Source organism: Paenibacillus polysaccharolyticus (assembly GCF_900102085.1).
GTDB lineage: Bacteria > Bacillota > Bacilli > Paenibacillales > Paenibacillaceae > Paenibacillus > Paenibacillus polysaccharolyticus.
In genome coordinates this window covers 217501-239670 of record NZ_FMVM01000002.1, presented here as the reverse complement: position 1 = coordinate 239670, position 22170 = coordinate 217501, and the positions used below count along the sequence as shown (strand labels likewise).

General features: G+C 44.1%; 17 protein-coding genes. 2 read left to right on the top strand and 15 right to left on the bottom strand.

All coding sequences use genetic code 11. The features are described 5' to 3' along the window. Positions 1 to 24: 24 nt before the first annotated feature. The 4 genes from BLQ13_RS03560 to BLQ13_RS03545 form a co-directional block, all read right to left on the bottom strand. Positions 25 to 1491, bottom strand: a complete 1467-nt coding sequence (locus BLQ13_RS03560) for a glycoside hydrolase family 1 protein (protein ID WP_090916064.1) — start codon at positions 1489 to 1491, stop codon at positions 25 to 27. A 232-nt stretch (positions 1492 to 1723) separates the two neighbouring features. Further along, entirely contained in the window at positions 1724 to 3682 is a 1959-nt protein-coding gene (locus BLQ13_RS03555) for a beta-glucoside-specific PTS transporter subunit IIABC (RefSeq protein ID WP_090916062.1), read from the bottom strand. A 156-nt stretch (positions 3683 to 3838) separates the two neighbouring features. Beyond that, a complete protein-coding gene (gene licT, locus BLQ13_RS03550; protein WP_090916060.1) occupies positions 3839 to 4687 on the bottom strand; it encodes a BglG family transcription antiterminator LicT in 849 nt (282 codons plus the stop codon). A 235-nt stretch (positions 4688 to 4922) separates the two neighbouring features. Then, on the bottom strand, positions 4923 to 5861 hold the full coding sequence (locus BLQ13_RS03545) for an ArsR/SmtB family transcription factor (protein WP_090916058.1): 939 nt from the start codon (positions 5859 to 5861) through the stop codon (positions 4923 to 4925). Between the two features lie 321 nt (positions 5862 to 6182). On the opposite strand from BLQ13_RS03545, the gene arfA reads away from it, so the two are divergent. Beyond that, entirely contained in the window at positions 6183 to 7691 is a 1509-nt protein-coding gene (arfA, locus tag BLQ13_RS03540) for an arabinosylfuranosidase ArfA (protein WP_186812399.1), read from the top strand. A gap of 1070 nt (positions 7692 to 8761) precedes the next feature. On the opposite strand, the gene BLQ13_RS03530 is transcribed toward arfA, so the two are convergent. The 10 genes from BLQ13_RS03530 to BLQ13_RS03485 form a co-directional block, all read right to left on the bottom strand. After that, positions 8762 to 9346 (bottom strand): hypothetical protein, encoded by a 585-nt coding sequence (locus BLQ13_RS03530; RefSeq protein ID WP_090916051.1) that lies wholly within the window; start codon positions 9344 to 9346, stop codon positions 8762 to 8764. 132 nt (positions 9347 to 9478) lie between these two features. Further along, positions 9479 to 10216: a GAP family protein gene (locus tag BLQ13_RS03525; protein WP_090916049.1), complete on the bottom strand. Its 738-nt coding sequence runs from the start codon at positions 10214 to 10216 to the stop codon at positions 9479 to 9481. Between the two features lie 87 nt (positions 10217 to 10303). Then, positions 10304 to 10783 carry a hypothetical protein gene (locus BLQ13_RS03520; RefSeq protein WP_090916047.1) on the bottom strand — a complete coding sequence of 160 codons (480 nt, stop codon included), beginning with the start codon at positions 10781 to 10783 and terminating at the stop codon, positions 10304 to 10306. Then, positions 10770 to 11561, bottom strand: coding sequence for a MerR family transcriptional regulator (locus BLQ13_RS03515; RefSeq protein ID WP_090916045.1), 792 nt, complete (start codon positions 11559 to 11561; stop codon positions 10770 to 10772). The genes BLQ13_RS03520 and BLQ13_RS03515 overlap by 14 nt, the downstream gene beginning before the upstream one ends. Positions 11562 to 11725: 164 nt before the next feature. Next, on the bottom strand, positions 11726 to 12370 hold the full coding sequence (locus tag BLQ13_RS03510; RefSeq protein WP_090916043.1) for a hypothetical protein: 645 nt from the start codon (positions 12368 to 12370) through the stop codon (positions 11726 to 11728). Positions 12371 to 12862: 492 nt separating this feature from the next. Beyond that, complete coding sequence (locus BLQ13_RS03505; protein WP_244159203.1) at positions 12863 to 13669, bottom strand: CPBP family intramembrane glutamic endopeptidase; 807 nt, start codon at positions 13667 to 13669, stop codon at positions 12863 to 12865. Positions 13670 to 13863: 194 nt separating this feature from the next. Beyond that, positions 13864 to 15621, bottom strand: coding sequence for a thiol reductant ABC exporter subunit CydC (gene cydC, locus BLQ13_RS03500; RefSeq protein WP_090916039.1), 1758 nt, complete (start codon positions 15619 to 15621; stop codon positions 13864 to 13866). Then, entirely contained in the window at positions 15618 to 17378 is a 1761-nt protein-coding gene (gene cydD, locus BLQ13_RS03495) for a thiol reductant ABC exporter subunit CydD (RefSeq protein WP_244159221.1), read from the bottom strand. The genes cydC and cydD overlap by 4 nt, the downstream gene beginning before the upstream one ends. A gap of 97 nt (positions 17379 to 17475) precedes the next feature. Continuing rightward, positions 17476 to 18489, bottom strand: a complete 1014-nt coding sequence (locus BLQ13_RS03490; protein WP_090916035.1) for a cytochrome d ubiquinol oxidase subunit II — start codon at positions 18487 to 18489, stop codon at positions 17476 to 17478. Then, on the bottom strand, positions 18489 to 19862 hold the full coding sequence (locus BLQ13_RS03485; protein ID WP_090916033.1) for a cytochrome ubiquinol oxidase subunit I: 1374 nt from the start codon (positions 19860 to 19862) through the stop codon (positions 18489 to 18491). Before BLQ13_RS03485 ends, BLQ13_RS03490 begins: the two co-directional genes overlap by 1 nt. A gap of 543 nt (positions 19863 to 20405) precedes the next feature. Here BLQ13_RS03485 and BLQ13_RS03480 point away from each other — a divergent pair. Continuing rightward, on the top strand, positions 20406 to 20942 hold the full coding sequence (locus BLQ13_RS03480) for a GNAT family N-acetyltransferase (protein ID WP_090916506.1): 537 nt from the start codon (positions 20406 to 20408) through the stop codon (positions 20940 to 20942). A gap of 269 nt (positions 20943 to 21211) precedes the next feature. Here BLQ13_RS03480 and BLQ13_RS03475 read toward each other — a convergent pair whose 3' ends face one another. After that, complete coding sequence (locus BLQ13_RS03475) at positions 21212 to 22126, bottom strand: DsbA family oxidoreductase (RefSeq protein WP_090916031.1); 915 nt, start codon at positions 22124 to 22126, stop codon at positions 21212 to 21214. Positions 22127 to 22170: the final 44 nt, after the last annotated feature.

Here is a 22170-nt window from a genome sequence, read left to right as displayed (position 1 = left end):
ATGATCAGTGCTAGTTACTTTTGTTTAAAGAATCTCACCATTGGACTCAATCACTTGTTTGTACCAATAGAATGAGTCTTTGCGTGTTCTATCCAGCGAACCATGACCCGCGTTGTCTTGATCAACATAGATAAAGCCATAACGTTTACCCATCTCGGATGTGGAGCAGCTGATAATATCAATTGGTCCCCAGCTGGTGAAGCCCATCAGTTCCACTCCGTCAGCTACGGCTTCTTTCATCTGCTCGATATGGCTGCGCAGGTAATCGATGCGATACGGGTCATGCACCGATCCGTCTTCTTCCAGCATATCCGTAGCACCCAATCCGTTCTCTACAATAAAGAGCGGCATACGATAGCGGTCATACAATCTGTTCAGCGCGATGCGAAGACCGATTGGATCGATTGGCCATCCCCATTCGGTGGCTTTCAGATGCGGGTTTTTGATTTGACTTACCAGCATACCGGAGTTGCTGTTGTCATTCGGGTCGTATTTTCCGATATACGTCATATAATAACTGAATGCAATAAAGTCCACTGTGTTGTCACGGATAATCGCATCATCTTCAGGTTCCTTCACCAGTTCAATGCCTTGCTCTTCAAAATATCTTTGCATGTAGGACGGGTACTCCCCACGCGCCTGAACTTCCGGATAGAACAGGTTCATCTGATCTTCCTTCATCGTCTGCAGCACATCTTCCGGTTTGCTGGATGCAGCGTATGTTTCCAGACGGCAGATCATACAGCCGATTTGGGCATTAGGCATTTTTTCTTTGCCGCTTTTTACAGCCAGCGCACTAGCTACAAACTGATGATGTGTTGCTTGATAGGCTACCTGTTCCGGTGTGCCTTTGATTTTATCTTCCAAAATGCCGCCACCTGTATACAAGCTGGTCAACATCATATTCATCTCATTGAACGTGATCCAGTATTTCACTTTATCTTTGTAACGGTCGAACAATGTGTTGGCAAATTTCAAATACAGATCAATCATCTCGCGGCTTTCCCAGCCATTATATTTGCGGGTTAACTCAATCGGCATCTCATAGTGAGAGATCGTGACTAGTGGCTCAATGCCGTATTTCAACAGTTCGTCGAACACTTTATCATAGAAAGCAAGACCTGCTTCGTTCGGAACGCTTTCTTCTCCTGTCGGGAAAATTCGCGGCCAAGCGATGGAAAGACGGAAAACTTTAAAGCCCATCTCGGCAAACAATGCGATATCTTCTTTGTAACGGTGGTAAAAATCCACTCCATTCCGTTTCGGGAAATACACATCGGTGTTACCACTCAAATATTGTTCCAGTTCAACGGAGTTTACGTCAAACGTGAAATCTTTGCCATTCCGTTCCTCATGCGGCACATAAGGTGCCATGTCAGAGGTGGAAAGTCCTTTGCCGTCGGCGTCAAATGCGCCCTCCAGCTGATTGGCTGCGGTAGCTCCGCCCCATAGGAATCCTTTAGGGAATGTGTGTTTTGTTGTTTGTGTCATGATGGTTTCTCTCCTTTTTTTTATTTACACGTGCCACTTCAATGACAGACTAACCTTCCAATCGCTGTTACCCCCAGATTTTTTTGAATTAATTTTAATTGGAAAATATGGTGATAAAGGCGCCCGCGTTGCTTTTCCAGGTTATTTCTGTCCTCTCCGTTTCTTGTGTAAATATAACGTTGAATTTTATAACTCGGTAAAATAGAAAGCCTTCATTCGTTTAGTAATAAGTTTAACGAACGGTGAGTAGCAGTAATTCATTCATTGGAACCACCCCCTTCACCTGAACGGGTACTACGTCAAGGTAATCTGGCGTGTTGGCTACAATGACCGGGGTGGTCAGATCAATACCGGTAGCTTGAATGCTCTCGATATCAAATTCCAGCAATAAATCCCCCTTGTTCACTCGCTGTCCGATAACAACCTTCTCTTCAAAAAATTTGCCTTTCAGGGACACCGTGTTAAGTCCAACATGAATAAGAATGTCGATTCCGCTGGAGGAAGTCAGCATGATAGCATGTTTGCTTTTCGCGATCATTGTGACCGTTCCGTCAAATGGTGCGGTTACACGGCCCTCTTTTGGAATAATTGCAATTCCTTTTCCCGTCATTTCCTCTGCAAACGTAGGATCAGGCAGTTCTTTGAGTGAGACCAGTTCACCGGTAAGCGGACTGAATATTTCACCTTTCTTTTCCTCAATTGAATGAACGGTCACAGGCGGTGGTGCAGGTTCTTGATTAGACCGATTTGTTGTTCCTGATCGTTTCGCTGATTCCGATGCTGTTGTTGGAGCTATTGCTGACGAACTTGCTCCAGCAGGTTGCTGCGTAATCGGTTCATCCCACTTAAGCAATAAGGTCACTATAAACGAAACTACGAAGCTGATACCCACACCGATGAGCGCGTACCAGAAATTCTCCATCCCCCCGTTTGGACCAATGTATAAAGGCAATGACAGCAGGCCCGGAACGGCAAAACCGAAACATTTTAACCCTACCGCTGTAATAAATCCACCGCCGGCTGCTCCACCGATGATCGAAGCATAGAACGGTTTTTTCAGCTTCAACGTTACTCCATAGATTGCAGGCTCTGTGATGCCCAGAAAAGCAGATATACCGCTGGATAAAGCAATCGATTTCATCGATTTGTTTTTAGTTTTGAGGAATACCGCCATTACGGCACCAGCTTGACTCATATTGGCTACAAGGTTAAGCGGCAGTAACAGTACGTCGTAACCCAGTTTGCTCAAATTCTGCAATGTTCCCGGGAAAAATGCATAATGCATACCCGTCATAACGATCACTGGCATAAGTCCGCCCAGCAAGATTCCTGTTAATGGGCCCGAGTGAGCAAAGAGCCAGGATGTACCGATCTCCAGATAGATGCCGATGTAATTACCAAGCGGCCCGATGGCTATTAACAGAATCGGGACGGTAATCACCAGCACGATCATTGAGGTGAAAATGACTTTAACCGGACCAGGAATGAAACGATCTACCCAGCGATGTACATAACTGAGAAGCCACACTCCGAGAATAATCGGAATGACAGACTGGGTGTAATTCACGATCGATACCGGCAGAGATAGAAAACGAATCGGCTCCAGATGATTTTCAAGATAAGCATTCAAAATGGTTGGATATAATAGTGTACCTGCAAGAGTCAAGGCGATATATTCATTCACTTTAAACTTCCGCGCAGACGATACAGCGAGTAGGAATGGCAAGAAATAAAAGGCCGCATTGGCTATGGACGCCAAAATCTGATACTCACCGCTAGTCTCTTGAATGGCCCCAAGTGTAACAAGTAATGCGAGAATGCCCTTCAGCATCCCGGTACCTACTATGGCTGGAAGAATGGGGGTGAAAATACCCGAGATCGTGTCCAGTACGGCATTAAGACCTCTTGAACGCGGCGGTTCTGCTTCTCTCTCCGTTGCACCAGCTTGTTTCAACTGATCCTCCAGCTCTTCATAGACGGCTGCAACTTTGTTGCCAATTACAACCTGGAACTGATCGTTTTGGAACTGTGCCCCAAGAACACCATCCAGTGCGCGAATCTGTTCAAGCTGCACTTTCTTTTCATCACGTACATTAAAGCGCAATCGAGTGATACAATGCCAGGCTTGCGTAATATTTTCCTGCCCTCCTGTTAATCGGATGATCTCTTTGGACAACTCCCGGTGATTCATGCTGCTTCCTCCTTTTTTGGCGAAAAAAAAACCAAATGTAAACCCGCCCCGCTACTGAAGCGGAATCGGAAACATTTGGTGGTGCCTGATCGAATCAGTAACACTCCATATTCAATTAACATGGTAATGGAATATCTTCTAAGAGCTATTTTGAGGTCAACCCGTGTCGGTACGGGATGTTACTCTTTCGATGTGGATCATAAGGTATACCATCTCATCGGGAGTAATTACAAATCCGCGTTGCTGTTCCATCGTCTCCTTGATCTTGAGTGCGCATTGGAAGCTATCTGGATATCGATCCGACAATACATCATATAAAAACTGCTGATCCTTGAATGAGAGCACTTCCCGGTTCATTTGCCGAACGATGAAGTATCTCAGATGGGTAATGAACCTGGAGAAATCAGCAGACTCCTGATTCAGCGTTCTCCCAAAATGATCGGTCATGATCCCAAGAATGTCATTAATCATCTGTGTAATCTTGATCGTCTGATTCATGCTACCCGAATCAAATTGTGAATTCACAAAATGAAGAGCAATGGAGCTAGCCTCACCCGCAGGCAATGCGACCAGAAAAGCTTCATTGATCTTGCGTACCGCAAACTCACCAGCGCGGAATTCTGCAGGATACAGATGGCGAATATCCCAGTGTAGCGGGTTTTGCATGTCCACCCCTTTTCTGAAACGATCCAGAGCAAAATGAATATGATCCGCAAGCGTTAGTAGGATAGAATCATTCAGCTTTTTCCCGATGATCTCCCTGCCTTCTTCTATAATCTGATCCGTGATATCGATAACTTGCAGAGGGATATCGCTAAGAAATTGCTCGACTCGCTGATATTTATCATTCGAGCCGATCCGGAACGTTTTCTGAATCTGGCTTTGCTCGATCGGCTGTCCCTTTACTTTTTTGAAGCCTACACCTGTTCCAATGACAATGACTTCACAGCCTTCGGCATCCTCCGCCAGGGCGATATTGTTGTTTAACGATTTCTTGAACCTCATGATGTTTTCACCCCCATATATGCAAAAAGCACCACCATGGCCAGGTACACAAGAAATAAACTTGTGAAATCCAGACTGTGGTGGTGCCTGATCGAATCAGTGACACTCCTTATTTAGCTGTATTCTATACCAGCCATGTAATCGTTGTCAATACCATAACGCTGGAATGGGTATATACTTCATTTAAGTCGGATTATGCACTGCTCTTATATAGGTTGATACCAAATTGCACATTCTATTCTTCTGAAGTGTTGTTTTCTAGAGCATTATCATAATAATACCGAATCAGAATGTCCTGATCATAGTTGCCAAACCCTTTTCCAAATAGGGTCAGCCCACCTCGACCTGCTGCGCTCTCTTCGGGTTTTAACCCAAATGTCCAATAGGTAGCTGCTCGTAGATTCAGATCCGAGATCGTGACATCCGAAATTTGTTGACCATCTATAAACGTACCATCCTCGTTGATGCGCAGTACTTTTAACACCCCGTATTGATTCACATCCAGTTTCCACCATAGTGGAGTATGCTTGCCCTTTCGGTCTCCGAAATCGCCAGGACTTGTCCATGTACCGAGATCATTGCCGTTAAGCGTAAAACGAATATCGGAAGGCCAGTTTTCATTAACCTTGGGCGCTTCCGAGCTAAGTTCGAGTGAAAGTTCAATCTCGCGAAGATGCTGATCATTGTGAAGATAATTGGGAATCTTATATTCGAGAAAACCTCGTGCCATCCAAAGAATTGCCGCGTTAACCCGATCGGGATCCATGAAACAAGCAGGTGTGTCGTACTGACCGATCATCTGAGTTGTCGTTGCCAGCCCGCATGTAGGCCATGCTTCATAATCTGTATAATGCCCAACCGGGATGGATACTTCATGATAAGAAGCGTCAGCGGGTTCGGGGGGCGACAGTTGAATGGTCATGAACTCCTGTACGATAAAACAATATTTGTAAGTGCCGCCATTCTCCCGTTTCATTCGGCTGCCTACAATGCCTGCCTTCTGCAATTTGCTGACATGGGTGCTTACAATCGCTTTGCTTAAATAAAGCTCTTGAGCGAGAGCGTTAATATGCATTTCTCTGTTTTGAAGCAACAGGCGCACTATATTTAAACGGGCTTCACTGGCTAACGCCTCGTAGACAAGCAGCGAAGATGCATCTGTTCCAAGCATCATAGAATCCACTTCCTTTTGTATAGTCTGCTTATATAGCGGGTATCTCATTTGTGATCCAGCTTTTGTTCTGTGGGTTAATTCAATCTTGTGTTTATATATATAGATTTAGAATTCGTTATTTAGCGAACTGTGAAAAATGAACTTGCCCTGTATATCCGCATTATGATACATATTAGATAATAAATCAATGTATTGATTTTGCTTTTTGGCGAATTCAATATGGATTAGTGATTAGCGACAACATATGACATTACAAACGATGATATGTATTACAAAATCAATCACGTGCACTATAAAATTAATCTTATGGAGGTTTTCACTATGCTTAAATCCAAAATGCTGATCGATAAAGACTTTCAGATTGCTGAAGTAGACCCTCGTGTCTACGGTTCATTTATTGAACATCTGGGACGTGCCGTGTATGGCGGTATTTATGATCCAGGTCATCCAACCGCAGATGCACAAGGCTTCCGTCAGGATGCTATTGAAGCAATTAAAGCGCTTAACGTACCCATCGTTCGTTATCCGGGCGGCAATTTCGTATCCGGTTACAACTGGGAAGACGGCGTGGGTCCAGTAGCTGACCGTAAACGCAGACTTGAGCTGGCTTGGTGGACGATTGAAACCAATGCTGTGGGCACGAACGAATTTGCTGATTGGGCCAAGCTGGCAGGTACGGAAGTGATGATGGCTGTTAACTTGGGAACCCGCGGTATCGATGCAGCTCGAAATCTGGTTGAATATTGCAACCACCCTTCCGGCACATACTGGAGTGACCTGCGTATCTCTCACGGATATAAAGATCCACATAAATTCAAAACATGGTGCCTCGGGAATGAAATGGACGGTCCTTGGCAGATTGGTGCGATGACCGCATATGAATATGGCCGTATTGCCAATGAAACTGCTAAAGCGATGAAATGGGTTGATCCAGAGATCGAACTCGTTGCATGTGGTAGCTCCAGCCGTGACATGAAGACATTTGCAGATTGGGAAGCAACCGTGCTCGATCTTACCTATGAAAATGTAGACTACTTGTCTCTGCATCAGTATTACAATAACAACAAAGACAACACATATGACTTCCTGGCGACCTCGCTGGATCTGGATCAATTTATTGATAGTGTGGCTTCGATCTGTGATTTTGTACAAGCCAAAAAACGGAGCAAAAAGAAATTGATGCTCTCCCTGGATGAATGGAATGTGTGGAAATCGATTGGTACAAGTCGTATGGAAGAACGCTGGCAGATTGCTCCCCCAGAGTTCGAAGATGTGTACACGCATGAAGATGCGCTGGCTGTAGGTTGTTACCTGATCACCATTCTCAAACATGCTGACCGTGTAAAAATGGCTTGCCTTGCGCAGTTGATTAACACGATCGCACCAATCATGACGGAAAATAACGGCGCAATCTGGTTACAAACGACGTATTTCCCGTTCCTGCACGCTTCCAACTTCGGACGTGGAACCGTGTTGCGTTCCATCACATCTTCACCGAAATATGATTCCAAAGACTTCACGGATGTACCTTATCTGGAATCGATCAGTGTGCATGATGAAGAAAATGGCACCATTACCATCTTTGCTGTGAACAGACATCTTGACGAGTCAATGGAACTGAATGTTGACCTTCGCTCCTTCGGAGAAACGACATTTGTGGAGCACATTGTCCTGGAAAGCAACGACCTGAAAGCAAGCAATACCAAAGAAAATCCACGTAACGTGTTGCCTCACAACGGCGGACATACAACCGTCGATCAAGGTAAAGTACAAGCTGTATTGAACAAAGCTTCATGGAACGTGATCCGTTTGAAAACAAAACAAGCTTAATCCCGCAAATCGCGCTAAATCCAAAAGCCCAGAGCATACCTGCTTCTGGGCTTTAACCTTGGCATTAGCCTTTAACGAATCTAATTTTGATTGATTCTGTTCCAAGCCAGGAAGGTTCACCGCAGGCGTGCCGGAGTACGTAGTAGAGTGACACAGCGGGGACAAAGAGGCGATAAAAGAAGCACTTCAGTGGGTTTAAGACAAACACATTATGTAGCTTCGATATGTGGCTTGGGTGTCTAGGCTAAATTCTAACGCTCTCAGCGGAGCTTATTTGGCTCCTTTGAGGTCATTTTTTATTCTAACGATCACAGGAGACGCTATTTCGGACAATTTAAGTGTTTTTAAGGCAAAATCACGTCTTTTCAACAAAATAAGCTCTCTCGGGATCGTTAGAATGTTCAAAGCTCAATATCTACTCAAATAAGCTTTCTGATGATCGTTAGCGCTTTTGCCTGAAAAAATTCTCCTTGGCATGAAGTACGGAGAGCAGCTTGCCACGAGTTAAAGAAATCTATCTTACATGTTATCTTATATTCTACTTTTGAATTTAATCCAACAGGCCTTCGAGAATCATTTTTTCACCCTAAAGAAATCGAACTTGATTACATAATCAAACAGAGACGTTATTGCAATCGCTCCAAGCGGTAACAATAAGTATATCCAACGGGGATTATTGGGAGCTTCACCTGACGGGGAATCAGTCAAGAAAATAAATAAAACAATGCAATATATTATAGCTACTACGATACCTGTTATGTTTCTATTTTTCATTGCTGTTTCCACCTCTTGATCATAGAAATGATTACGTATTGTATTTCACCTTAAAATATCATAACACATAATTTGGAATGATTTTTCTATAACACTTAATAATACTCCATCTACCCGAAAAGTCTGAATTCACTGAATCTACTCTCCCTTATTGAATCTTTATCATATTCAGAAAAAAACTTAAACGATAAAAAAAAGCCGCTATAATAGCGACTTAGGAGCGCTTACTTATCTTCTCTCCTGCTCAAACATCAACATGTTCTTGATACTGTATTTTGTTACTTTTTTTACTCTTGTTACCCCCGTTGGATTTCCGCTTCAGCCTCATCTTCATTTTCTTGAGCTTGGCTTGCGGGTGACATCAAACCTTGCACGGCACCCATAAACGGCTGGATTTGTTTAATCATGCCGTAGCCCATTTTCACGACAGGCACAAAACGCTGAATCATGCCGAACAAACGCATACCGCCTCCAAGCATACCTCCAAATGATCCTGCTCCGCCGAGGCCGCCCAACAAGGAGCCCATCATAGGCATGAAGGATGATACTTGCGCTTGACGTGACGTCCTACGGGCAGTTATTCGAGATGATGCGGATGACTTGCGGGAATGATTGACTTTTTTTCGTCTCGGGGAGGATGCGTTTTTATTCGCTCCGGTAGCCCGGGGTTTCATTTTAGGCGAATTACTCCGCGCAGCAACTGTTTTCCTTGCTGGGGACGTTGGAGTTTGTGTTAATTTTCCGCCTCCGGTAAGCTCTACGCCTTCGTTACTCACGCCAGAGATGTACCCGATGTACGTCTCACCATTATGAAGAGTCACGCAGACCGGACGATCCTTGAATCGTTTTGCCTTGACGTGTATTTCATTGGTCTTAGCCATGGTATTCACCTCACTCGACTTGATCTACTTCAGTCTACGCGTTGGGTGGACGACTTGCCTGTGCGAATAGCACATCCATGTGCCGAAAGTATGAAGATACGGATGCTGTCAACACGGCTCATACCATACAGATTACTGAACCCAACCTAGATCATAAATAGCGTTAACCGATAAGAGAAAGCCAACAATCCCTATAATCCAGGCTGCAGCACGCTGAGCATTTTTCATCAGCCAATTATCTATTTTTTGTAAAGGTTGTTTTAAAAAAGGGTAAGCGAGCAATCGTCCTGCCAACAAAATGAGCGCAGGTAATATCATAACGAAACAATATCCCAGTAACAGGATACCCGACATAGGCCAAGCAGGTCCTTCAGTCACTAATATGCCAATGGCTGCGAGATAGGGCAGCATTGTTCCCAGTTCCAGGATGACCGCGGTCAGTGCAAGTCCAATAAGTATAGTAATAGAAATTTTGCTGGAAACCGCCTCCCCTGTAAAGCGAGTCCTCCATTTGAAAATATAACCGCCCCCACTCGCTGCACGTTCCGCAGCACGAGCACGGGATTTCTTGGTATCCATGAGTTGGCTTATGATCATTAACAATATGCCTATCGCCAATTGTCCTAACAGGAATGGTTTAGATACCATTAGAGGTGCGTAGTTGTTTAGAAATGCATCCGTTCCAAACATAATAATCAGGCCAATTGCAAAGTAACAACCGGACACTGTGAATAAATAGATCAAAAACCGATCTACTCGAACACGCCCGGGTGTCATCAGTAACCAGACAGGAATCAAGAGAGTGCCCAAACTCGTTGAATCTATTAGTGCCAGCAGTACAAGGGTAGATAGTATTGCTGTTAACGTCATGATGTGCCTCACTCTCTGTTATGATTTTAACCACTTGCTGGAACAAAATAGTAGAACATAGAACAGGACCTCCACCTCCGAGTGAAGTTATCCTGGCCCCAGCTGGAACTTCTTCTCACAGACAGCCTTCGCATCGCTCCCTCGGGACTTGTGAGATGCAACTAACTCTCCATCATACTTAATGGAACAGCTTATCCAGCTTGCACTGTCATCTGCTTTTGCCCTAACATGAGTGGAGATCAGAGGGATGAACGTATCTTTTGGAATAACAAATCTCTCTTGATATGGAACTTCAATCGTATCCCAATATACACTCTCCGGATTTTTTCGAGCATTGATCTCTACTTCCAGATCAGATGCTGAATTAACATCACTCTCAACAAGCACCTCAACGACGATTCCATCCGAGTCATGCGCTGTGTTTTGTTTGGACTCCTCATGATGCAGTTCATTCACAGTATCTTCTGCTGTCATTCCACAAACTGTAAATAACATGATTAGACCTGAGAGCAAAAACAGAAGCCAAAACTTTTTAATTCCAATCCTCTTTTGTTTACTCTCCATCATGAGCATTGTCCTCTCTTTGTTTTAGAAAAATGCGGATCATCTCGTCAACATAGGACAAGAATTCTTTATCCATGCCCATGACTACAGGCTCAGACGCATCTGTTGGATTGATAAGTTCCCAATACTTATCGAGTAATTTTTCATTATGATCAAATAGCTCCAATGCTGTTTCATACAATTGTCTCGCAATGACTTGGACCTCTTCGGAATCGGGAGATGAGGACATTACGGATCGTACACGTTGGAAAATAGTTAAAAGTTCCCCCATCCGCGGATCATTACTCCCGAGAATAGGCAGATGATTCAGTATATCCATTTCCCTGGATGTTAACTGTAAATCATCGCTGAATTCGGCACGAATTATTCCTTCGGAGAGCGGCCGATCCTCCATTTGGGAAATAATTTGCAATAAACTTTCGAGATCGCTCATTCCTCCGAATTTCAACGTATGAAGGGTTGACCTGAGATAATATTGCTTCCGGCTTAACTCTTCTTTTTTCTGTTCAATCAGCTCTATTTGTTCGTTTAAAGAGGCTACCCAGTTTTCATGTTCTCCCTTATTTTCTTGGTTCTGAAACAGTTCTTTAATCTGTTCTAATGTATAGCCGATGGACTTCAACAGAAGAATTTTTTGCAGGCGAAGAATGGCACTTTCATCATAGTATCGATACCCATTCTCCGTAATAAGTGTCGGCTGTAACAGTTCGATCTGTTCATAATAATGAAGTGTTCTTTTACTAATATTTGTTTTTTTCGCTAATTCTCCGATCAGGATCATGCTTACCTCCCCTTCCTGAAAACATTATAAACAATAACGTATACGTTAGGGTAAAGTCCTAAATTATCAATAAATAACTACGGCTGAGCAAAAACAAAAAAAGACGATGCTAGGCATCGTCCCCGTTGTGCTTCAGTCGTTCTCTCTGGTTGATTTTCACTCTATCATTGCGCCTGCTGTTCCTTAGAGTAATATCTTTCATATTCTTTCGTCATCGCGTATCGATTAACTCCTTTACTAGCTTGTACGGCTTGCGCAGCCAACTCTTCGGCTTCCTTGTAATGATTCAGCTTACGTTCAATTTCGGCTAGAAGTGCAAATCGCATCCACTCTCTTTTGATGGAGCCTAAATGCTCTCTGGCTCGTTCAGTCTCTCCTTCTTCAATCAGGACAAACGTTTCATAGTATGTACGATAAACCGATTTACGCATCTCACGTACCGCTTTTCTCACGGTAAACAGATCCTTCCGGTAAGCACCGTATGCTGCCTGATAGTTGGCCTTCGTCGACTTGCTGGCCGATGTATTGCTCATCAGCTTTTCCATCGTGAGCTCAACTTCTTCATCCAACCTGTTGGCTGTCGCATAATTAATATAAATATAAGGTGCATGTTGTCTTCTTCGTAAAAAAACCTCTAACCGATCCATACGCGTTTCCCAGACCATAGGATATAAAACAAAAATGCTAAACATAATGAGTCCAGCAACCAGCACTGTACCTAACACTAGTAAAATCGATTGGTCATTCCACAACATCACAAGCGTGTAAACAAATATAGCAACATAAGAAATAATTTCCCACCTACTCACTCCCGGCCTTCATTCCTTTCATAATGGATTACTTGTAGAACGGATAATAAAGATACCTTTATAGAAATTACTATTATACCAGAAGTACCAGGTCTTTTTGTATAATTTTAGGTAGTAAAATAAAATACGCGTATCGAAGAATACAGATGAAACAAAATAAAACTCCAAAAAGGCGATGCGCACATCACTATTAAGAGTTATTTCTTCATATTTTAATTGAACCCTCTGTTGCCTGAGAAACTTGCTTAGGAATCTGCTCTTTTTCATCCAGCAGTTTTTCAATAAACATTTTGGTGTCCTGTAGCCTTTGGATCTCCGTCTCCGTGTCTCTCAGCGCCTGTCCGAAAATCGGGGTGATCTGCTCGGCTGTCAGATGTGACAGGCATTCTGTGAAAACATAAAAAGGAAAGACAAACCATTTCGCGGTTTGCCCTTCACGTTCACGTAAGTTTTTTTTGTTAACATTCCGAAAAAAAAGTGCGGTTTGCTCGCCTATCTTTTGGACTTCATATTTCCTTTGTGATACGCGCTAATCAGCATAGGGATGGCGATCAGCAAACTGACGATGATCGGTACAATGGATGCCTCCAGTCCGAAGCTTCCACCTGTCAACCATGGTGATCCGGTTAGCTGTACATCAAAAAAGCCTTGTGTTGCTATGCCCGACACCGGTATTCCCAACATTCCCTCCAGTGCATTCCATGCAAAATGAAGACCCATGACAAACCACAGATTACGCCGCCACAGAAATCCGGCTCCGAGCAAAATGCCTGCCTCAATGACAATAGCAACTGAACTCCAAAGTGTTGCTCCGGGATTTGGCAGATGAGCCAAACCGAAAAAAAGCGAAGTTATAGCCAAAGCGAACCAGCTTCCCAGTCGCTTTTCAATTGCTTGCAGGAACAAGCCGCGAAAGATCAACTCCTCCACAATGGCCGCACCAATCGCCAAAGCCAAAATAGAACCAACCGCGTTCGTCGCTGACCATGTAAAGCTGTATCCACCAAGCAACGTGATGATCCCGACAGAAACCCCAATCAAGATAAGACCAACTCCCGAGCCTAATATCAACTCGATTCCTGTATGTCGAAGTTGTAATTCCTGTACGTTGCGCCCTGCCATGAATTTCATTACAAACCAGTAGATCGCAATGGAGACGATACCTCCTGCAAGTGTCAGCATAATCGACAGAACCCCTTGCGAATCATTGAACAGCTTTTGGGTCATGAAACCGGACAGGCCCAGAAGAATAACACCTGTAAACATCCATACGAGCGGGAACTGCATTATTTTCCTCACTTCAACCGAACCTCCTCACATGATTGGACTAGTTACCTTTAGTATATATGTATGACGTGAATATTGCTTTCAAACAAACCTTCGTAATGGATCGTTGTATTTACAATAGTTTGGAGCAAAGTAACCATTTAGCCGTTTGGTGGTTTCGAATCTAATGCAAAAAAGCCGCTTATACGCGGCTTTGCTTCATAGAGTTAGGGACCTTGCTCTCCAATCATTTGCAGTTCAATCTTCTTCATCTCGTAAAAATAACCCTTACGCTCCATCAACTCCTCGAACGAGCCTGTTTCGACAATCCGGCCTTGATCCATGACCACAATCTGATCCATCCGTTCAAGCCCTGTCAGACGGTGACAGACGAGTAGCAGCGTGTCTTCTGCCGCCTGTCTCAGCAAGTTCTGTAGCACACGTGCTTCCGTAACGTAGTCCAGTGAAGAGGTTGGTTCGTCCAGCAACCATAATCTTCCTTTGCGCAACATGGCACGGGCCAGAGCCAGCCGCTGCTTCTCGCCGTCGGACAGATTTTCTCCTTTTTCGTATACGGTGTCGTCCAAGGATGCATTAGAAAGTTGAACTTGATGGAGTATATCTTGCACATATTCATCGGAGTGAGTCTCACCACTGAGTAGCAGATTATCCCGAATCGTTCCCCGGAAAAAGTGGCTCTGTTGCAACACAACATGTGTATTTTGCCATATGCTTGTTTCATTCAACTCATTTACTGAGATGTCATTGAATTTTATATTGCCAGCAGCAGGTGTCCGTAGCTTGAGAAGTAAATCCAAAATCGTAGATTTTCCAGAGCCGCTTGGCCCGACAATCGCCGTTTTGGAGCTAGCTGCAAGGTAGAGTGAGACGTCATCTAGCGCAGATCGCCACTCCCCTTCATATTGAAAAGAAACATGAGACAGTTCGATGGTTGCCGCTTCCGCTTCTGCATCGACTTGCAGAGATAAATGGGTTTTAGATGAATGAGCCTGACTAATATGTCCATTGGTCTGCGGTTCAAGCACCGTCTCAGCCAAACGTTTCGCAGCATGTTCACTGTCCAACTTATACGCTGGTAACACGGCCATTGCTGCGGATTCTTCAAACATCGTTTGTGTTGCCAGAATCAACATCGCAAGATAAACTCCGGCAAAGACTCCGTCTGCAATGAGAAAAGCACTGATTACCAGCACACCCCATGTGACCAGATAGGTGACAAAAATATGCATGGATTGTCCCAGCACCAATTGTGTAGCAGCTCTTTGTTGCTGCGTTGCGAGTTCAGCCGAATCCTGCTGAAGTTGCTGTTCACGCCCTGCCAATTGTCCATATACTTTCAAATCACGAAAACCATACAATACTTCAGTTACCTCCGTAGATAGCTTTGCCCGTTGCTGACGTACATGTTCGTTGATTTTCCGTTGACCGATCAGCACCAGGTTTGGAACAACAAAAGCTGTAATCAACATGCCAACGATGAGTAAACACGCAATCCAGAATGAAAAAATCGCTGTAAACAGGACGGTGCTCAAGAATACCATCACCACCATAATAGGCGGATAAGCAACACGCAGAAAATAATGTTGTAAACTCTCTACATCTCCTACGATTCGTGCCAGCAGATCCCCGCTTCGGTTTTTGTTCAAAATTCCAGGCGTAACCGGTATAAGCTTGGCAAAAAATGAGGTTCGTAAACGGCTGAGGATAGAAAAGGTTGCCCGGTGAGAAGCAAGTCTCTCCCCATAACGGCTAGCCGCTCGTACGAATCCAAGTAGCTTGACCATCGACGTTAGAACAATCAAAGTGTACAGTGGCGGTGCAAATACCGTTTGCGAGATAAGGTATCCACTTGCGGAGAAAAGGGCTACACCTGCTGTACCTGCAATGAATCCGCATAATATAGAGAGCAAAATATCTTTGCGCTCCTGCATCATCGCCTTGGACAGAACAGCTAACTCTTTCATGCGATCCCTCCTGTTCTCTGAATTTGCACCATTTCGGCATATCCAGGCACTCGTTCTAGTAGCTCCTGATGTGTTCCCGAATCTGCAAGTTCACCATCCGACATGAACCAAATCTGGTCCGCTTGCTGAATCGTATATAATCGGTGCGCTACCGTAATGATGGTGGCCTGTTGTGACAATGCTGCGATAGAACGCTGCAGAATCTGTTCGGTGCGAAGGTCGAGTCCAACTGTTGGTTCATCAAACAGTATGAGGACAGGCTTTTTCAGAAAAGCGCGAGCGAGAGCTAATCTTTGTTTTTCTCCCCCAGAAAGTCCACGTCCTCCTTCCCCAACAGGGGTATCCAATCCTTTATCCAGTTGAGCAATTAGTGAAATGAGTCCAGCTTGTTCAGCCGCTTTTTCTATCTCCGCACGGGGTTCATCACTTCCTGAAGCTATAGCTATATTTTCAGCTAATGTGCCTGCAAAAATATAGGGATGCTGTGTAATATAACTGATCTGTTTAAACCAGTCGGCCTCGTTTATTTGTACAAGCGGTCTTCCGTTAATACAAACTTCTCCCGAGGTTGGATGTAACAAACCTGAGATCAGGCTTAATAAGGTTGTTTTACCTGAGCCACTTGGACCAACAATGGCGAGTTTTTCTCCTGGTTTTATAGATACATGTCCCGTTTCAAGTGCAAACGAACCTGTGACATAGTGAAACCGGACATTTTTTAATTCAATGAATGAAGGCATATCAGACTTCGTTGACGCAGGTCCGGTCAATAATTGCTGATGTGACGACTTTTTCTCAACTTCCTTAGGCTGTGAATTCTCTTTTCGTTGTTCGTTTTCCGCAATTAGTTGCTCCACCTTACGAATAGCGCCCATGCTTGTTCGACCGCTGTGAAAGGCGGTACCTGTATTTTTTAACAAACTGTAGAACTCCGGAACGAGCAACAATAATAGAAAAGCGCTATGAAAGGTCATTGATTTATACACGAGTAGCTGAATAGCAAGCTCTAACGCAACGATACCAATACTTAACATGACAATCGCTTCAAGCATAAACGTATTCGTAAAAGCAATCTTCAAAATGCTCATCGTGCTATCCCGATAACCCAGACTGCTGCGTTCGATCTCCTGTTGCTGACGATTCACCCGTCCGAATATTTTCAATGTCACCAGACCTTGAAGCGAATCGAGGAACGTACCGGAAAACTCCGCCAGCTGTGCATACTTTTCTTCAGATTTATTCTTGGTCTGCAAACCAACAAGAATCATGAACAATGGAATAAACGGTGCTGTACACAACAGAATCCAGCCTGTGTTGGCATGTAGTGTGAAGGCAACAACCAGAATCACAATCGGAATAATCGAAGCTTCCATCATACGTGGCATGTACTGACTGAAATAGCTGTCCGCCTCATCGACGGCGTCCAGGGCAACGCTGACCTTGCCTCCTGTCTGTCCCTGCAATGCAGAGAACATGGAAGCGTGAGTCAGATTTTGTAACACCTTGGCACGCATATTGGTTTTGGCACGTGCAGCCATATGCAAACCAACTTTTCCGTTGCCGTATGTTAACAGCGTACGTAGAGCCATAACGGTGAGTAATAATCCGAGAAGTGGCATGATCGATGATAAGCACGCCTTTTCTACAAAAATACGCTGTACAGATTCTGCCATGAATACAGCCTGGCTTATGATCGCTGCACCAAGGGCCAGTGAAAAGGCCATAAGGAGAAGTCTACTTTTTCGAAGTAAAGACATCTGCTGTTGAATCAGAATCGATTTTTGCCGACCCGACTGTTTTCCTTGCTGTTTGGTTCGCTCTTTCCTTTGCCTTTTCACAGGGCGACCCTCCTTTTTATTTGTTTCCTTTGACATAATCCGCATCAAACAGAAACAGTTTGAACACCAGAATCAGAGATGGAATGAGCAGACACAATCCTCCGATAAAGACGACAACCAATGCGAAACCCATAGCTGGCGAGGTAGCACTGCTCTGAATCGTGATGTACGGATCAAGGATGTATGGATACTGACCGATGCCATAGGCAAAGAACGCACAGAAAAACTGTAGCATGATGCAAATAAAAGCAAGTCCGTAGCGGCGTTCGTTATACAGCAGCCACATGGCAACCATGAAGAAAGCGACGGATAAGGCGAGCAGCCACCAGAGATCCATCATATTTTGAAAATGACGTTCATTGTGCTGACCCAAATATATAAATGCAGTCAGCGCTAAAATAATCGTAGGTGTGCTCCAAAATAAGGAATAATTCCGCATGAGCTTCAAGGCACCTTGATCTTCTGCCCGTGAGGCGTAGAAGGTCAGAAAAGTTCCACTGATAAACAATACAGAGACAATCGCTAGTCCAACGATGCTCCAGGATAACGGATTGGTGAATAACGCCCAGTAATCCAGTGAAACCGTCTCTCCCTGCTTCAGAATGAAACCACCTTCCGACAAGGTCAGTGCTACGGACAGAGATGCCGGAATCAGCAAACCCGTTGCCCCATATAAAAACAGGTACACGATGTTGTTTTTGGAACCGTAATTCTCAAAAGCATAGAACGAGCCACGGATTGCTAAAAGTATAACGGCGATACTTCCGGGAACGATCAAGGCTGCGCCATAATAAGAGGCCGTATCCGGGAAAAATCCAACGATACCAATATAGAAAAAGACAAAAAATACATTCGTAATCTCCCATACGGGCGATAGATAGCGAGAGATTAATCGATTGATTAGATGATCCTGTTTCGTTAGACGTGCATAAAAGGCAAAAAATCCAGCTCCGAAATCGATTGATGCAACAATCAAATATCCGTACAGGAACAGCCAGAGCACCGAAATACCGATCAACTCATAACTCATTAGGCATGTCCTCCATTCTCAGTATTCGCCGCAGTCTTATCTTGTTTCGCTTGCAACCATTTTTCCATTTCTAGCTCAGCAGGATTGTTATTGAACAAACGTTTCAACACGAGAACGCAGATTACACCAAGCACGATATACAAAAGCAAGAAAACAAAAAATAAAATTCGCACACTCGGAGAAGATGTGGCGGCTTCTTCGACACGCATGTACCCACGAATAATCCATGGCTGCCGCCCGATTTCGGCATAGAACCAGCCCATCTCTACAGCGAGGAAAGCAAGCGGTGCGCTGAGTGCAACTAGGCCAAGCAGCCATTTGTTCAGCGGATTACGCTTCTTCCATAACACAAACAGAAAATATAGGCTGGAGATGGCCAGTAGAGCAAATCCGATGCCGGCCATCAAATCGAATAGATAATGCACTAGCAGTGGCGGTTGTTCATCGGGTGGAAATTCGTTCAGCCCGGTGACTTCTGCATTGAAGTCTCCAAAGGCCAGAAAGCTGAGCAATTTGGGCAGATGTAACGCACCTATAATCTCATGTTCTGCATTCAGCCAGCCGAGTAGGATCAAATCCGCGCCGCTCTCTGTCTCAAAATGCCATTCTGCTGCTGCCAATTTCTCCGGTTGGTGTTCAGCCAAAAACTTTGCAGATACATCTCCAGCAAGTGTGTTCAGCAAACTGAATACCAGAACTACGGCCATCATCAGGTTTAGGCCTTTCTTGTGGTAAGCAGATACCCCTCTCTTCAACATCGCAAGAGCCGCGATCCCGGCGAGCAAAGCCGCTCCTGTCAGATAAGCCGAGCTTAAGACATGGAACACTTTAGAGAACGTTGCTGTATTCAGCATGGCTTGCACGGGATTAACCGCTGTAAATTGACCTGCCTGCATCACAAATCCTTCCGGTTGGTTCATGAATCCGTTCACGGTTGTGATGAAAACGGCAGACATCCCTGCCCCGGCAACAACCGGAATTGTAAGTAGCCAGTGAATATACGGGTTTTTGAATCGATCCCATGTATAGAGGTAAATGCCCAGGAAGATCGCTTCGAAAAAGAAGGCGAACACTTCCATAAATAGCGGCAATGCAATGACATTACCAGCCAGCTTCATAAAATTCGGCCACACCAGGGCCAGCTGTAGCGATATCGCTGTACCTGTCACCACCCCCACAGCCACCGAAATGACAAAACCTCGTGACCATCTTTTCGCCATAAGTATGTAGTGGGGGTCTTTCTTCCGAATACCGATAAATTCAGCAATCGCAATCATCAAAGGTATACCCACACCAAGTGTTGCAAAAATAACGTGAAATCCAAGTGTCAGACCCGTTACGAGTCTGCTCCATAACACCGTATCGACTGCCATTTTGTATTGCCTCCTCTCAAATTCCATTCGATTCATTATGAGAAAAAAATCACAAACCAAAATACAAGGATAGGTTGCCACATGTCCCGTGCATTTAATCCTATAACACTTGAACGCTATCCAAGGTTGGATGTCTCTTCTTCTCTGATCACACAGCGTCTTAATCATTGGTTTAAACCTATTAATCAAAATTATTATATCCTTAATTTTAAGCAATTCAATCGCTGATACGTCTTCGTTGTTAAACGTTCAAGAAAGGCTCAACTCTTTCTGACAACTTCGTGAAAATAGGCACAATCACCCTTTAGGGCTATTGCATTATCTAGCTTAGCCGTGATATGCCGTGTTAATGATATTAGCTGATTGCTCATTGATTGAGTTTGAACCCTTGAGAGATTATCCAACCAATATTAGAAATGATCTGTGTTACACTAGAGTTACTTCTGTCCTCCGACAGAGAGACATGCAATTCATAACGATTAATAACGATACATAGCGTAAGGAGATGTTCTATTGAGTAATATTAAAAATAAATTCGATTATATGTCAGAAACCGAAAGACTGGTGATCCGCCCACTACAAGATAAAGATTACGAGAACTGGCTTCACGAATTCGAGAGCCGTTCTCCCTCCCAGCATCGACACGATCCTGGAAAAATGGATATGAGCGAATGTACATTAGAATGGTTCGAGCGTCTGGTAGCAAGACATCAGGAACTGGCGTTTAACGATAAAGTATATGTCTTTGGGGTTTTCCGCAAAGAAGATGGCACGCACCTCGGCATGATCGATATTGCCACCTTGGCGAGAGAACCTTTTCAGTGGGCGAGCTTTGGGTACACGATTCACAATCAGCACTGGAAAAAAGGATACGGCAAAGAAGCAGTACGTCAGGTCCTCCGTATTGCAGCCGAGTCTTTAAAATTCCACCGTTTGGAAGCACATATCAACCTGGATAACCTGCCCTCCATCAAGCTGGCTGAAAGTGTCGGTCTGGAGTTTGAATGTATTCGCAAAGGTTTTATCTATGAACATGAGGAATGGACGGATCATCTGGTATATTTCAAGAACCTGTTTTAAAGCGGTCTATTTATTTAAAAACAGATAACCTGAAAAAAGCAGCTACCATCCAAGGTAGCTGCTTTTACTTCAATATCAGACCAGACCAAGTGAACTAATAAAATACATTTATTTTACGATGTGGATTCAGATCAGAGATACACTTCATATATTGACCAACTCATATCCACATGTATTAATGTGACTTTTTTTGAATACAGACCTCGAGAAATTTGCAATAACACATGGATAAATGTACTAATTCTATTTCTATCTTTTTCCTGAGTCAGTTACACCCGCTGAACAGCCATTTCATTTAAGATATGCCTTACTTGGTAGGTGCCCTCTTCTAATTCAGATTGTACAAATGACTCCACACGATCCTTCTCTACGTCATACAGTACTTCAATTTCTCTAGAGAACAGAAGATGTCCTTCTTTGATTTTGTTAGACAATGTAGCAATCTTCTTCGGCTTCGGCACTTCACCCAGAATCTGCTGTAGCGCTTGAACGTAGGTTTCCAGAGGGCGAGCCCCAACCACTTTAATGCCTTGCTGCTCCTTGTTGACAATAATAATGGATGGGAAACCTCTTACGCCTAGCCGGGCAGTCATCTCAAAGTCTTCTTCCAACAAGTCTTGTGCAGATTGCTGAGCAGCACTGGCCACGATTTCTTTTCCATTCAGCCCTAGCCCATTCACAAGCTCAATCAGCACATCATCTTCTCCAATATTTCGATTCATCGCAAATACGGTTTCACGTGCAACTCTTAGAAAGGCTTGTTCTTTCCCAGGATACATGCGCTCTATGACTTTAAACACACGAGAAGGCGGATAGGATGACTGGATTGGGTTCTCAAGCCAAACGGAACCGTCAATCGGCATCCGTGAGTGCTCACCTACTTCTCTCCAATGCCCTGCCACATCTGCAGGTTTCGAAATGCCATTTGCCCCATCAGAGAACCCTTCCCAGCTCGCTAACAAACCACCCATTTTGGTCTCCACATTAAAATAATGACCGTACTCTTCTATAAAACGATTCAACACAGGTTCCAGTGCCCAGCAGTGTGAGCAAATGGGGTCTGTAGCATAATAAAGTGTTATTTTTTTCTCTTCCTGCTTTAGATTAATCACTTGCATTTCTTCTTCATCACTTACACCACATACACCCGTTTCCAAATCACACATCATGGATTCATTACTCATCATTATCCCATCCTTTTTGATCTTATCTATTGAATTGACTTTGT

Excerpts from the sequence above, each read along its gene's own strand:
- cydC (WP_090916039.1), bottom strand. The coding sequence starts at position 15,621 with ATGAAAGAGTTAGCTGTTCTGTCCAAGGCGATGATGCAGGAGCGCAAA.
- BLQ13_RS03485 (WP_090916033.1), bottom strand. The coding sequence starts at position 19,862 with ATGGCAGTCGATACGGTGTTATGGAGCAGACTCGTAACGGGTCTGACA.
- BLQ13_RS03525 (WP_090916049.1), bottom strand. The coding sequence starts at position 10,216 with ATGACGTTAACAGCAATACTATCTACCCTTGTACTGCTGGCACTAATA.
- BLQ13_RS03520 (WP_090916047.1), bottom strand. The coding sequence starts at position 10,783 with ATGATGGAGAGTAAACAAAAGAGGATTGGAATTAAAAAGTTTTGGCTT.
- BLQ13_RS03515 (WP_090916045.1), bottom strand. The coding sequence starts at position 11,561 with ATGATCCTGATCGGAGAATTAGCGAAAAAAACAAATATTAGTAAAAGA.
- BLQ13_RS03490 (WP_090916035.1), bottom strand. The coding sequence starts at position 18,489 with ATGAGTTATGAGTTGATCGGTATTTCGGTGCTCTGGCTGTTCCTGTAC.
- BLQ13_RS03545 (WP_090916058.1), bottom strand. The coding sequence starts at position 5,861 with ATGATGCTTGGAACAGATGCATCTTCGCTGCTTGTCTACGAGGCGTTA.
- cydD (WP_244159221.1), bottom strand. The coding sequence starts at position 17,378 with ATGTCTTTACTTCGAAAAAGTAGACTTCTCCTTATGGCCTTTTCACTG.
- BLQ13_RS03560 (WP_090916064.1), bottom strand. The coding sequence starts at position 1,491 with ATGACACAAACAACAAAACACACATTCCCTAAAGGATTCCTATGGGGC.
- BLQ13_RS03480 (WP_090916506.1), top strand. The coding sequence starts at position 20,406 with ATGTCAGAAACCGAAAGACTGGTGATCCGCCCACTACAAGATAAAGAT.
- arfA (WP_186812399.1), top strand. The coding sequence starts at position 6,183 with ATGCTTAAATCCAAAATGCTGATCGATAAAGACTTTCAGATTGCTGAA.
- BLQ13_RS03475 (WP_090916031.1), bottom strand. The coding sequence starts at position 22,126 with ATGAGTAATGAATCCATGATGTGTGATTTGGAAACGGGTGTATGTGGT.
- licT (WP_090916060.1), bottom strand. The coding sequence starts at position 4,687 with ATGAGGTTCAAGAAATCGTTAAACAACAATATCGCCCTGGCGGAGGAT.
- BLQ13_RS03555 (WP_090916062.1), bottom strand. The coding sequence starts at position 3,682 with ATGAATCACCGGGAGTTGTCCAAAGAGATCATCCGATTAACAGGAGGG.
- BLQ13_RS03530 (WP_090916051.1), bottom strand. The coding sequence starts at position 9,346 with ATGGCTAAGACCAATGAAATACACGTCAAGGCAAAACGATTCAAGGAT.